This window comes from Alicyclobacillus acidocaldarius subsp. acidocaldarius DSM 446, from assembly GCF_000024285.1.
In the GTDB taxonomy this organism is placed as follows: domain Bacteria; phylum Bacillota; class Bacilli; order Alicyclobacillales; family Alicyclobacillaceae; genus Alicyclobacillus; species Alicyclobacillus acidocaldarius.
The window spans coordinates 2,303,422-2,316,108 of record NC_013205.1 but is presented as its reverse complement, the minus strand read 5'-3'; the positions used below and the strand labels follow the sequence as shown (position 1 = coordinate 2,316,108).

Sequence of the window (12,687 nt, the reverse complement as noted above, 5' to 3'; positions counted from 1 at the left end):
GAGGAGGTTCAACATGCACGGATCGTTCGCATCCATCGTGCCGTTCATCGTCATTATCCCCGTGGCGCTTCTGACAAAACAGGTGATTTTGGGACTCGCGCTTGGGCTGTTCGTCGGCTGCTACATCGAACACCCCCGCCCGTTGGCCGGGCTCGAGGCCGCCATCGCCTACATCGGCCGCGAGGTCGGGCTCTCCGGCAACGTGAGCCTCATTCTCTTTCTCTACCTGTTCGGCTCCTTTGTCGGCCTTTTGCGCGTTTCGGGCGGCGTCAAGGGATTCAGCCGCTGGATGGAGGCGCGGATTCGCTCGCCGCGAGGCGCCTTTCTGTTCACCTGGCTGTCGAGCCTCTTCACCTTCATGGCGCCCGATTTCCGCATCCTGACCGTCGCGCCCATTGTGAGCCGCGTCTTCGAACGCTTCCGCATCCGAAAGGAACAAGTGGCGTTCACGATCGACGTCACGGCCACGCCGCTCTGCGCCGTGGTCCCCATCGGAACGGCGTTCGTCGCGTACATGGTGGGCCTCATGCACACGTCCGCGCACCACGCCGGGGCGGTGTCTCCGTACGCGCTGTTTCTCGCCACCATTCCGTACAACTTCTTTGCCTGGGCGATGCTCTTGATGGGGGCGTTCCTCACGTTTTTCCGCTTCTCGGCGCAGGTGCGGACGGCGACCCGAACGACTGGCGCCATGCCGGATCGCGCGGAAGCCCGCTCTCTCCTCCTGGCGCACGAGCGCCGAGGAGCCTTCGCGCTCGAAGCCGGGGCCATCGGCTTTCCGCAGGATGCCGCGGTGCAGCGGGGCATGCGCCGCCGTGAGGAATCGGGCGAGGAGGTGCCCGATCCCGTCGAGGCGCTCGCGAAGCGCGCGCATCCCTCCGCCATGAACCTCATCCTTCCGCTTGCGCTCCTGTTGGCGAGCACGCTCGCGTTCACCGTCATTTCCGGTTACGCACCCGGCCGCACGCTCGCCCAGGCGTTCGTCCAGGCCAACGCGTCCCAGGCCATGCTCGAGGCGCTCGTGCTCACGGTCGTCGCGATGGCCCTGCTGTACGCCGTCCGTGGCACGCCGCTCAACCGGATCATGGTGGGCTTTTTGCAGGGCGGCAACGAGATGATGCCCGTCATCGTCCTGTTGGCGCTCATCTGGGCGGTTTCCGCTGTGGCGTCCGATCTCGGCTTTGCGCAGTTCTGCCAGCGGGAGATTGTCCAATACGTGCCGAGATCGTTCATCATTCCGGCGCTTTTCGTGTTTGGATGTCTCATCTCCTACGTCCTCGGAAGTTCTTTCGGCACGTGGGCCATTCTGATGCCGCTCGCGTTCTCGCTTGCCCAGGGCGGCGCGGGGAGTCTCGCCATCGCGGCGGGCGCCGTGTTCGCGAGCGGCACGTTCGGCGGCTTCGTCTCGCCGCTGAGCGACAACACGGTCGCGATGGCCACCGTGATGAAGGTGCCTGTCATGGACTATGCCAACTACAAGCTGAAGACGGCGCTCATCCCCGTTGCGGCGTGTGCGATAGGGTACTTTCTGCTCGGCGAGATCGCGCGGTGACACGGGCGTTGGGGCATGGTCCTTTTCGCGCACGTGAAGTGGCGGCATTCATCTCTTGCTGGGGACGAATGGCTGCGGTATCGTAATAGGGCTGACGACCGGAGTGGAGGAAGGTGATGTCCTATGCGCCCGCAATCGCTGCTGAAGTCGTACCTGTGGGAGCATCGCTTCGGCTATGTCGGATCGACGCTTTCCATTCTCATCTCTGAGTGGATTTTCGTTCAATTCCCCAACGTGCTCGGCCGCTTCACCGACGCATTGAGCGCGCATCGGTTGAGCGGCCGAGGCGTTTTCATGTATGCGCTGGTCCTCATGGCTGTGGGCACGCTGTACGTGTTCTTCTACGGCATCGGCCAGTCGCAAAACGGCCGGGCGGCCCGGGGATTCGAGTACTTGCTGCGAACAAAATTGTTCGCGCATTGGGAGAAGATGGACGTCGACTACTTCCGCCGGCGCAGCATTGGGGACTTGTTGAGTCACGCCATGAACGACGTGCAGCAGGTCCGCGAGGCCCTCTCTGGTGGGCTCAACATCCTCACGAACGCCGTGTTTCTACTTATCGCGACGCTCGTGATGACCTTCACCACCGTAAGCTTTAAGCTCACCGTCCTCAGCATGATCCCGCTTGTGTCGATCCCATTCTTCGTCGTGTGGATCGGCCCGAAGGTGCGCGCGTCTTCGCGGCAGGTGCAGGAGGCGCTGTCGTCGATGTCGGAACTGGCGGAAGAGAGCTTCACGGCCATTCGGCTGGTGAAGGCGACGGCTAACGAGCCCATCGAGGTTGCGCGATTTGCCGATCGCGTCGATCACATCGTGTCCGAACAGATGTCGCTCGTCCGCAAGCAGGCCGCGTTCCAGTCGATCATTCCCACCGCGAGCTCGGTCGCGTTCGGGATCGCGCTCCTTTACGGGGGATGGCTCACGATTCGGCACGAGATCCCGATTGGCTCCTTTGTGGCGTTCACGCTCTATTTGGGTCAGCTCGTCGTGCCGCTTCAGCAGATTGGCCAGGTCATCAACTCGTATCAGCGCGCGTCCGCGTCCATGGCGAGGCTCGATCTTCTGCTGCAAGAAAAGCCTTCCGTGGCGGACCCGCCGCATCCCGTGCGCCTCGACAAGATCGAGGGCGAGATTGATATCCACCTCGACGCCTTCACGTATCCGGACGGAAAGCGCCCTGTGCTCCGAGACATTCATCTGAGCGTCCGGCCCGGGCAGACCCTTGGCATCGTGGGGCGCACAGGGTCCGGCAAGACGACGCTCGTCAGCCTCTTGCCCCGCATCTACGATCCGCCTCCGGGAGCCATCCGGATCGACGGCTGCGATGTCCGCGACCTGTCGCTTGAACAGTTGCGGAAGGCCATCGCGTTTGTGCCGCAGGACGGATTTTTGTTTTCGACCACGCTTCGGGAGAACATCGCCTTCGGGCGGCCGGATGCGACAGACGAAGACGTCGCGGCCGCGGCTCGGGCGGCTTGCCTCGAGGGCGATGTGGCCCGGTTCCCGGATGGATATGACACCATCGTCGGCGAACGCGGCGTGACGCTTTCAGGCGGACAGCGCCAGCGAACGGCCATCGCGCGCGCCTGGCTGAAGGACGCGCCCATCCTCATCCTCGACGACAGCCTGTCCGCGGTGGACATGGAGACCGAGAAACGGATTCTCGCCTCGTTTCGGGCCATGCGCCGTCGGCGCACGGTATTGATCATCGCGCACAGGCTATCCGCCGTGCGCGACGCAGACTGGATCATCGTCATGGACGAAGGGCGGATCGCCGAACAGGGGACGCACGACCATCTCATTCAGAAAGGCGGCATCTACGCGGAGATGTATCGGCTGCAGGCGAGGGAGGAGGAGGTCTCGTGAAGCGGGAGAGCCCATCTTCGTCGCCCAGCTTGAAGTCGCTCGCGCGGCTATTGCCCTTTGCGTGGCCGTATGCGTGGCAGTTTGTGGGCGTCATGGCGCTCGTCATCGTGTTCAACGCGTCGAGCGTGATGCAGCCGTATCTCGTGAAAATCGCCATCGACCAGGATATTTCGAGCCACCATCCGAATCCGCGAGGGCTTTTGGACATCGCGGCGCTGTACATCGGCGTCGTTGTCGCGGGCGTCGCGGCGAACTACCTGCAGATCACGCTGCTGCAGAGGGCCGGGCAGAGCGTCATCCGGAGCATCCGCGTGGGGCTCTTTCAACACATCGAGCGCCAGTCCATGCGCTTTTTCGACAGCCGCGCCGTCGGCGCGCTCGTCGCGAACGTGTCGAACGACACCGAGACGGTCAACCAGTTCTTCACCAACTTCTTTTTGAGCATGATTCGAGACGGCTTGTCCATCCTCATGATCCTCATCGCCATGTTTCGCCTGGACGTGCGCATGGGCCTCTTTTCGCTCGTGCTCGTGCCTGTCATCTTCGCCGTCGCCGCGGGCTTCCGAGGCGCGCTTCGGCGCCGCTACCAGCGCACGCGCACGCTGCTCGCGAGCATGGTCGCGTTTCTCGCCGAGAACCTGGCCGGCATGCGGATCACGCAGCTCTTCCGCCAGGAGGCGCGCCAGGCGGAGAAGTTTCGCGACCTCGCCGGGCAACATCGGGACGCCAACATCCGGGAGTACTTCACGTCGGTCTGGTTCAACCGGACCTTTGAGATGCTCGGCAACCTGTCCGTGGCGGCCGTGGTGTACATCGGGGGAACGGCGGTGCTCGGCGGCACCATCCCGTTTGGCACCTTGTACGCGTTCATCCGTTACATTCAGCAGTTCTTCCAACCCATCAACGCCATGACGCAGCAGTGGAACACGCTCCAGTCGGCCATGGTCGCCGCCGAGCGCATTGGCCAGATCCTCGAAATGGAGCCCGAGGTGCTGGATCCCGAGCGCCCCGTCCCGCTGCCGCCCGATGCCCGCGGCCGCGTGGAGTTCCGGCACGTCACGTTCGGTTACGATCCGCGCCATCCCGTCCTGCGGGACGTTTCGTTCGTCGCAGAGCCCGGATCGTTCGTCGGGATCGTCGGACCGACGGGGGCAGGGAAGAGCTCGCTGATGAGCCTCCTGCTTCGTTTCTACGATCCCGACGAAGGCGACGTGCTGTTGGACGGGGTGCCGGTGCGATCGCTCGTGCAGGACGCGCTGCATCGGTTCGTCGGGATCGTGCAGCAGGAGGTGCATCTGTTCACGGGCACCATTCGCGACAACATCCGCTTGTTCCGCTCGGACATCTCGGATGAGCGCGTGGAGGAGGCGGCGCGCGCGGTGGGGGCGGATCGCATCATCGCGAAATTGCCGGATGGCTACAACACCTTCATCTACGGTCGGGGCGCCAACCTTTCGATGGGCGAGCGGCAGCTCATCGCGTTTGCCCGGATTGTCGCGCTCGATCCGCGTGTGCTGATCCTCGACGAGGCCACCGCGAACCTCGACAGCCAGACGGAGCAGTGGGTGCAGCAGGGGCTCAGGGCGGCGAGCCAGGGGCGCACCACGCTCGTCATCGCTCATCGGCTCGCGACCATTCGCCATGCCGATCAGATTCTGGTGCTCGATCGCGGCCGGATCGTGGAGCGCGGGCGCCACGACGAGTTGGTGCGGCTCGGGGGATTGTACGCGAGGCTTCACGCGGAGAGTGGCGTGGAATCGCGGCTGTTTTCGTGACGAAGTTCGGGCCGAAGCCGCGGTGGGCGCCGACGTGACGAACTGCGGGGCCGAAGCTGTGGTGGGCGCAGACGCGCGCCCACCTCTGTGCTATGATGGTAAGGACGTTTTGGCAAGGAACGTGCAACCTTCCGGCGGGAGGAATCGCGGTGACGCCCAGAACGCAGTTCACGCTAGGAGATATCTTCCGCATCTCGCTGTCCGCCTATCGCCAGCGGTTTCGATCGCTGATGGGCATCTCGCTCGTGTTTCTTCTTCCGTTTGATATCATCAACGCGTACGTGCAGCTGAGGTTTTTCGGCGCGGTGCCCGCGAATTGGATGGCGAAGGTCCAAGAGGCGCATTCGGTGAGCGAAGCCATCGCGGCCATTCCGCCGGCGTACACGACCTGGATGCCGTTTGTCATCTTGCTGTACTCGCTCGTGGTGCTGCCGCTCATGGCGATTGCGACGAGCCGGGTCACCGTCGGCATGGTAGTCCACGGGTTCGACGTGCCGGTGCAAGAGGCGGGGAATGACGCGTTTCGCAAGTGGCCCATGTCGTTTGTGACGCTGCTGATGGTCTACGGGCTGTATGGCGTCGCGGCCCTCGTCGCATCGTGGGTGATCGGCCTGTGCGCCGGAATTGCGGCGAGTGTTTCGCAGGTGCTCGGCGTCATCGTGGGGGTCATCGGCCTCTTGGCCGCCTTCGCGGGCTCGGTTTGGTACTGTGTCAAGGCGGCGTTCGTCCCGTATGTCATTGCAGAAGAGAAGCGCGGATACGCCGCGGCGCTGCGCCGGTCGTTTGAGCTGACCAAGGGCGAGGTGTGGCGGCTCGTCGGCTTTTTTCTCGCGTTGTCCTTCATTCTATCGGCCGCGGATGGGTTTCTCCTGCTTGTGGGCAGCGTCTTCGCTGTGATTCCGGGCCTCGGCGTCGTGGTCGCCGTGTTGGCCTCGCTCATCGTGGTGCCGTTCGGATTTGTGGCGCTGGCCGTCATGTACATCGATCTCCGTATGCGGAAGGCGTGAGGACGTTTGGCTCGTGTCGCATCGTGGCTTCGACTGGATGCGGTTATCCTGCTTGGCTGGCTGCTCTACTTTGCCTATTCGGCTTCGGCTGCTCTATCCGATCCCGACACGCCCTGGCATCTCGCCACGGGCGCCTGGATCCTCGCTCATCATCACGTGCCGACGCACGATCCCTTTTCATGGTCCATGCGTGGACAACCCTGGGTGACGCAGGAGTGGCTGTTTGAGGTCGTGCTCGCGTGGTGCGCGCAGCACTTTGGCTTCCCGGGCGTGTACAGCATCCTGGTGGGGCTTCAGACGTTGACGGTGTGGTTCGTATATCGGTTGTGCTTGCGGTTGTCCCGCGGCAACGCTGTCTTCTCCGCCATCGGCGCGGCGCTCGCCGTCGCGGCCGGCATGCCGTTTTGGGTGGTGCGCCCGCAGCTCGTCTCGTACACGATGTTTGCTCTATTTCTTCTCCTGCTCGAGCGCGTCCGGAGGGGGAGTATTGGCTACGCGTTTCTGTTGATTCCGCTCACGCTCATCTGGGCCAACGCGCATGCCAGCGTGTCGATTGGCATCGCGATGATCCTGTTCGAAGTGCTGGTCTCCTTCCTGCCGACCATCGGGCGGTTTCAGGGACAACCGCTGCCGATGCGAACGCGCGCCTTGCTCATCGCCGTCGCCGCCGCGTGCGTGGGCGTCGGGCTTTTGAACCCCAACGGCATTCATGAATTCACCTATGCGCTGCTCTCCAACAATGCGCTCATGGTGAATTCCATCAACGAATGGCATTCTCCCAACTTTCACAGCCAGTACTACAAGTATGGCGTCATTCCTTTTCTCGTGCTCATTGTGCTCGTCGCGATCGCGCGCAGCCGCAAGTTGCCCTGGAAATACGTGCTCTACTTCTTCGCCTGTTTCGCGTTGACGCTCGTGTACCAGCGGTTCATGCCGTACCTCGCCATCGCGGGCGCGCCGCTGATCGCGCTGCTCAGCTTCGACTGGCTGCGCGTGCTCCTGCGCCCCAGGCGCCTGCTCCGCTTCGTCTGGCTCGCGGCGATGCTCGGCGAGATCGCCGATTTTGGGCTTCACATGCCGAGCATCGAGGGTCCGGTTTCCGCGCACATGAACCCAAACGCGTACCCGGTGGCGGCGGTCGATTACCTGAAGGCCCATCACATTCCGGGGCCGCTCCTGAATGCGTACGACTTCGGTGGGTATCTCATCTACCGCGGCGTGCCCACATTCGTGGACGGGCGCACGGACATCTATCTGCGATCCGGCGTGTTCGCCAACTACATGGATCTGCAGAATCTGGCGCCCGATGCGCCCGCGCTGCTGCAACAGTATCACTTTCAGTCAGCCATGCTGCCGCCCGGATACAGCCTGACGACGTATTTGGAAAACAATCCAAATTGGACGCTCGTCTATTCGGACAACGTGGCGGACATCTTCGTCCGCAACGCGTCCACCACGGGCTGAGGAGGTTCGCCAATGGCAGCCATGGTTTGTCCCGCATGTCATGAACCGGCACGCCGGGTCGCGCTTCGCACCGTCAAGGCGATGCTCACGGGCGCTGCGCTCCGCCGACTCCGGCCGGATGACGATTTTCACTTTTGCGCTTCCGCTGACTGCGATGTCGTGTACTTCGCGCCGGATCAGGTCTTTCGCGTCGCCGATGTCAGGCAACGCGTGTTTCAAAAGGACGCGTCAGCTGACGCGCCCGTGTGCTATTGCTTCGATTGGACGCGCGAGTCGCTTGTCGCGGCCTTGCATCAAGGCGCTCGCCCGGACGAGGATATCGAAGAGCAGGTGCGCGAGCGCCGATGCGCCTGTGATCTCCGCAATCCGCAAGGCGCGTGTTGCCTCGGCAACGTCAAGGCCGTTCTCGCGAACGCTCGCGCCAGTTCGTAGCCTGTGAACGCGGTCGATGATCCTGTGCCTCACACCCATCGGACTTGATATCCGGGGTAGAAGAGGCTCAGGATCTGGGTGAAAGGAAGCTTGGCCACCTTCGCCCAGTACTCTGTGCCCCACTGAGACATGATGTAGGTGCCGATGTACGCGTAGCCCGGGCGGTGCGCGGAGCCCTGCCGATACTCGAGCGGCTTGATGGAGCCGTCCGGCGGCACAAAGACCATGTTCCACGTCTGCTGAATGGCCAGGTCCGTCTTATAGTGGCCGCTCAGGTACTTGAACGTCTGGTAGTTGGTTGTGTTGTCCACGTCGTACGTCCATCCGTTTTCGGTGCGCGGATGGAGCGTCCAGTACCACGCGAACATCTTGACCGCGATCGCGCCCGCCTTCAGCGCCTCTTCGTTCCAACTCGGGACCCATTCGTTCGGAAGCACATCTTCGCAGTACTCCTCAAATCCGAGTGTCTGCACGTACAAGATGGGCGCGGTCGGGTTGTTGTACGCCCGTATCGCCACGCGGATGACTGTGGGATACGGCGTGTTGAAGATAGTCTGTGCGTGCACGGGCGGGGCGATCGACCATCCGGTGACGAGCGCGGCCCCCGCCAGCGTGAAGCCGATGCGTCGAAGCCAGGTCATGCGCGATCACCTCGAGGATGCGGTTGCTTGTTGTGCACTCCAGGGCGAGTAACTGGGTTCACCCGGGATGGGACCCTGGCGCTTCAGGTGCAGCTCGGACGCGTACCGATCGATGTAGCCCGCGAGATCGTACGAACTGAAGTTGCCCAAGGAGACGCTCGGCGCGTTGCGCGCGTTCGGCCGAATGGGCTGCAGGATCACGGGCTGAATGGTGTGTTCCGTGATCGGGACCACGAAGACAGCCTGCTCGTTGTAACCGTCCGCAACCACGATGGCGTTGACGACGCCCTTCGCGTCATACCGTTCGTTCCACTTGGCCTTGTACATCGGCACGTGCGCGATAAACAGGCCCTGCGTGTCGGTGAGCCCTGTGGACACGACCTTTCCTTCGTGGTTGATGACGATGACTCGGGCCCCTGCGACCGTCGTCGAGTTAGACGATCCGACGCGAAATTCGATCTCTCCTCGGTCGCTTGCGTGGGCCGTGGCCGCGTGAGACATCGCGGGCGCCAGCGTGGACAGAACGAGCGCGAGAAATCCCAGGTAGCGGAGAATCCGCCTGATCATGCGTCATATCCCTCCTTTGGGTCTTGGTCCTCATCCCGTAAGGAGGGTGCCCGAAATTTGTGCGAATATGATGTGCCGCTCGTAGCGAATTTGTCGAACGGAGGCAACGATTTCTCGTTGCGTCGAACGGAGATTCGCTATAGCATGTTCACGTGGCAGTGCTTTATCTCGATGAAGCTATAAAAGAAGAAAGGGGTCCGTCGACTTGAGCCTAGATCGCGCATTGGGAGAGGAAAAGACCCGTCCCGCCTACATCGTCTCTTCGCGAGAGGTGGGGCTGCGCCGTGACCTGCGATCGCGCCATCTGTCGATGATCGCCATCGGCGGTGCCATCGGCACGGGCGTGTTCGTCGCGAGCGGATCGTCCATCTCCACCGCCGGGCCGGGCGGTGCGCTGCTCGCGTACATCATCGTCGGCATCATGGTGTACTTCGTGATGACGAGCCTGGGTGAGATGGCGACCTTCATGCCGATTGCCGGATCGTTCGAACAGTACGCCACGCGCTTCGTCGATCCGGCACTCGGCTTCGCCCTTGGCTGGAACTACTGGTACACCTGGACGGTGACGTTGCCCGCGGAGCTCGCGGCCGGAGCGATGGTCATGAGGTACTGGTTTCCGCACGTGCCTGCCATCGTGTGGAGCGCGACATTTTTGGCGCTCCTGTTCCTGCTCAACGTGGTGAGCGTGAAGGGCTACGGCGAAGGCGAGTACTGGTTTGCGGGCATCAAGGTCATCACCATCGTCGCGTTCATCCTCGTGGGTCTCGCGATGATCTTCGGGATTCTCGGCGGGCATCCGGTCGGCTGGCACGTGTTCATGACGGGCGGCACGCCCTTTCACGGAGGGTGGATCGGCTTTCTGAGCACGGTGATGGTCGCCGGCTTCGCGTTCCAAGGCACGGAGCTCGTCGGCCTCGCCGCGGGCGAGAGCGATCACCCGGAGCGCAACGTGCCGCGCGCCATTCGCACCGTGTTCTGGCGCATCCTGCTCTTTTACGTGCTGGCCATCTTCGTCATTGGCATGCTCATTCCGTACACCGATCCGAATCTGCTGAACGCGAGCGTGAACAACGTGGCCATCAGCCCGTTCACCCTCGTGTTTCGCCGCGCCGGCTTCGCTTTTGCGGCGGGCGTCATGAATGCGGTCATCCTGACCGCCGTGCTGTCGGCTGGCAACTCATCGCTGTACGCGTCGAGCCGCATGCTATGGGCGCTCGCGTGCGAGGGGAAGGCGCCGAAGGTGTTCGCCAAGGTCAACCGCCACGGCGTTCCGATGAACGCGCTGTATGTGAACACCGCCATCGGCTTCGTGGCGTTTTTGTCGTCCATCGTCGGAAACGGCGCGATTTACACGTGGATGTTGAACGCGGCCAGCCTCACCGGTTTCCTCGCGTGGCTCGGCATCGCCGTGAGCCACTACCGCTTCCGCAAGGCGTACGTGGCACAGGGCCGTTCTCTCGACGATCTCGTCTACCGCGCGAAATGGTATCCGTTTGGCCCTTTGTTCGCCGCGGCGCTGTGCGCAGTGGTCATTATCGGCCAGGATACGAGCATCTTCACGGGCGGCAAGATCGACTGGATGGGCGTGGTGGCGACTTACATCGGCATCCCGCTGTTCGTGGTGCTGTGGCTCGGCTATAAGTGGGTCAAGAAGACCAAGGTGATTCCGCTCGCGGAGGTTCAGTTTGAGGAGTGAACCGTGAGAAGCGGAAAAGGCGGCCGACAAGGCCGCCTTTCCTCACGCTCGATTCGACTGAATTTTTTCTTCGATTCGCTCGGTTTGTTTCTTCATGTACCGGTTGAAAGCCATAATGCCAAAACTGAAGAGGAGAATGAGCGCGACTTTGGTCAGCATCATCTTTGCACCTCGAATGACAGAATCCATCGATGAAAGAACTTGCTACAATCAGTCTAACCGAATTGCCTTGAATTAAACTTTAGATGCCGGCCGCCTCGGGATTTTTCTACAACCTAAGGACGCCTCTCACGCGGCGAGCGTTCACCTGAATGGGGCGCACGAGACTAGGCACCTGTGGCATAGGCTTCAGTGAGGCTCGCCACGAAGGAGGTCCGTCTCATGCAAATTCACCGCGTTCTACCCGGTGAGACGCTCGACGACATCGCTTCGACGTACGGGGTGTCACTCAGGGACTTGCTCCGGTACAACGAGCTCGCGTCCAAGGACGTGATCGTACCGGGTATTGCGCTCTTGATTCCCAAAGGCCCGCCGCTTCGGGTCATCCGCCACGCCGTGAAAGCGGGGGACACGCTGGACCGCCTGGCGCACCGATATGGCGTTGAGCCCGCAGCCATCGCCAACTGGAACCCAGGACTGCCTGTGGAGGGGCCATGGCCGACGGGCGTTACGGTGAACATCCCCGGCACTCGACCCGAGAGGCGCACCATCGAGGTGAACGCATACCTTATGCCGGCCGGGAACGAGAACGACGCCGCCCTTTTGCAGGATGTGTCCGAACTCACCTATGTCTGCGCATTCAGTTACCGCGTGCAGGCCACGGGCGATCTCGACGCGCCAAACGACAGACCCATGCTCGAAGCCGCGGCCAAGTTCCGAATTGCGCCGCTCGCGACCCTCACGAATTTCAACGGCAATCGATTTCACCCCGATCTCGCGCATACGATTCTCCATTCTCCCGCGCTCACGAAGCGCGTGATCGACCAAGCGGTGCGCGTCTGCGAAGAGAAGGGCTACCGCGGCGTGAACGTCGACTTCGAGCACATGCGCCCGGGCGATCGCGCCGCCTACACCGCATTCATCCGCGCGCTGGGAGCAGCGCTGCGGCCGCGAGGATTGAGCCTTTCCGTCGCGCTCGGCCCCAAGTCGTCGGACGAACCGGACGCGCCGTGGATGGGCGCGTTCGACTACGCGGCGCTCGGGGACGAAGCGGACTTTGTCATGCTTATGACGTACGAGTGGGGATGGGTCGGCGGCCCGCCCATGCCCGTGGCCCCGGCCGACCGCGTGGAATCGGTTCTCGAGTACGCCACGGGCGCGATTGACCCGAAGAAAATCCTGATGGGCATGTCACTTTACGGCTACGACTGGCCCTCGCCGTACGTGAAAGGCAAGACGAGGGCGGCGAGCATCGCCAACAACGATGCCCAGAACCTTGCCATCGCAGAGCGTGTGCCCGTCGAATGGGATTTGAGGGCCGCCTCTCCGCATTTTGCGTACGAGACGGCGGGCACGAAGCACGAAGTTTGGTTTGACGACGCGCTGAGCGCAGCCGTCAAGCTCGCGCTCGTCGACGCCTTTGACCTGCGGGGCGTTTCGCTGTGGGTGCTCGGAAATGAGTTCCCTCAGCTCTGGTATCTGCTGAAGGATGGGTATAAGCTGGAGAAGGAGTGAATTCCTATCCGGG

11 protein-coding genes are annotated in these 12,687 nt (G+C 62.4%); 8 read left to right on the top strand and 3 right to left on the bottom strand.

Translation table 11 applies throughout. The annotated features are described in order from the left end of the window. Window positions 1-13: 13 nt before the first annotated feature. The 6 genes from AACI_RS11160 to AACI_RS11135 all read left to right on the top strand — a co-directional run bounded on the left by AACI_RS11160 (window position 14) and on the right by AACI_RS11135 (window position 8,096). On the top strand, window positions 14-1,552 hold the full coding sequence (locus AACI_RS11160) for a Na+/H+ antiporter NhaC family protein (RefSeq protein WP_012811517.1): 1,539 nt from the start codon (window positions 14-16) through the stop codon (window positions 1,550-1,552). A 123-nt stretch (window positions 1,553-1,675) separates the two neighbouring features. Then, window positions 1,676-3,418, top strand: a complete 1,743-nt coding sequence (locus tag AACI_RS11155) for an ABC transporter ATP-binding protein (protein ID WP_012811516.1) — start codon at window positions 1,676-1,678, stop codon at window positions 3,416-3,418. Beyond that, the gene (locus tag AACI_RS11150; protein WP_012811515.1) at window positions 3,415-5,193 is read left to right on the top strand and encodes an ABC transporter ATP-binding protein; all 1,779 of its coding nucleotides are present in this window, start codon (window positions 3,415-3,417) and stop codon (window positions 5,191-5,193) included. The genes AACI_RS11155 and AACI_RS11150 overlap by 4 nt, the downstream gene beginning before the upstream one ends. Before the next feature lie 149 nt (window positions 5,194-5,342). Then, window positions 5,343-6,200, top strand: coding sequence for a hypothetical protein (locus AACI_RS11145; protein ID WP_012811514.1), 858 nt, complete (start codon window positions 5,343-5,345; stop codon window positions 6,198-6,200). A gap of 6 nt (window positions 6,201-6,206) precedes the next feature. Beyond that, window positions 6,207-7,664 carry a hypothetical protein gene (locus AACI_RS11140; protein WP_012811513.1) on the top strand — a complete coding sequence of 486 codons (1,458 nt, stop codon included), beginning with the start codon at window positions 6,207-6,209 and terminating at the stop codon, window positions 7,662-7,664. Window positions 7,665-7,676: 12 nt separating this feature from the next. After that, a complete protein-coding gene (locus AACI_RS11135; RefSeq protein ID WP_012811512.1) occupies window positions 7,677-8,096 on the top strand; it encodes a putative iron-sulfur cluster-binding metallochaperone in 420 nt (139 codons plus the stop codon). A 29-nt stretch (window positions 8,097-8,125) separates the two neighbouring features. Here AACI_RS11135 and AACI_RS11130 read toward each other — a convergent pair whose 3' ends face one another. After that, window positions 8,126-8,737, bottom strand: coding sequence for a SpoIID/LytB domain-containing protein (locus tag AACI_RS11130; RefSeq protein WP_012811511.1), 612 nt, complete (start codon window positions 8,735-8,737; stop codon window positions 8,126-8,128). Between the two features lie 6 nt (window positions 8,738-8,743). Then, complete coding sequence (locus AACI_RS11125) at window positions 8,744-9,304, bottom strand: hypothetical protein (protein WP_008340175.1); 561 nt, start codon at window positions 9,302-9,304, stop codon at window positions 8,744-8,746. A gap of 205 nt (window positions 9,305-9,509) precedes the next feature. On the opposite strand from AACI_RS11125, the gene AACI_RS11120 reads away from it, so the two are divergent. Continuing rightward, window positions 9,510-11,000, top strand: a complete 1,491-nt coding sequence (locus AACI_RS11120; protein WP_012811509.1) for an amino acid permease — start codon at window positions 9,510-9,512, stop codon at window positions 10,998-11,000. Between the two features lie 42 nt (window positions 11,001-11,042). Here AACI_RS11120 and AACI_RS16775 read toward each other — a convergent pair whose 3' ends face one another. Further along, complete coding sequence (locus AACI_RS16775) at window positions 11,043-11,189, bottom strand: hypothetical protein (protein ID WP_218917083.1); 147 nt, start codon at window positions 11,187-11,189, stop codon at window positions 11,043-11,045. Window positions 11,190-11,381: 192 nt separating this feature from the next. On the opposite strand from AACI_RS16775, the gene AACI_RS11115 reads away from it, so the two are divergent. Then, complete coding sequence (locus AACI_RS11115; RefSeq protein WP_012811507.1) at window positions 11,382-12,674, top strand: glycosyl hydrolase family 18 protein; 1,293 nt, start codon at window positions 11,382-11,384, stop codon at window positions 12,672-12,674. Window positions 12,675-12,687: the final 13 nt, after the last annotated feature.

Excerpts from the sequence above, each read along its gene's own strand:
- AACI_RS11160 (WP_012811517.1), top strand. The coding sequence starts at position 14 with ATGCACGGATCGTTCGCATCCATCGTGCCGTTCATCGTCATTATCCCC.
- AACI_RS11155 (WP_012811516.1), top strand. The coding sequence starts at position 1,676 with ATGCGCCCGCAATCGCTGCTGAAGTCGTACCTGTGGGAGCATCGCTTC.
- AACI_RS11135 (WP_012811512.1), top strand. The coding sequence starts at position 7,677 with ATGGCAGCCATGGTTTGTCCCGCATGTCATGAACCGGCACGCCGGGTC.
- AACI_RS11130 (WP_012811511.1), bottom strand. The coding sequence starts at position 8,737 with ATGACCTGGCTTCGACGCATCGGCTTCACGCTGGCGGGGGCCGCGCTC.
- AACI_RS11125 (WP_008340175.1), bottom strand. The coding sequence starts at position 9,304 with ATGATCAGGCGGATTCTCCGCTACCTGGGATTTCTCGCGCTCGTTCTG.
- AACI_RS16775 (WP_218917083.1), bottom strand. The coding sequence starts at position 11,189 with ATGGATTCTGTCATTCGAGGTGCAAAGATGATGCTGACCAAAGTCGCG.
- AACI_RS11115 (WP_012811507.1), top strand. The coding sequence starts at position 11,382 with ATGCAAATTCACCGCGTTCTACCCGGTGAGACGCTCGACGACATCGCT.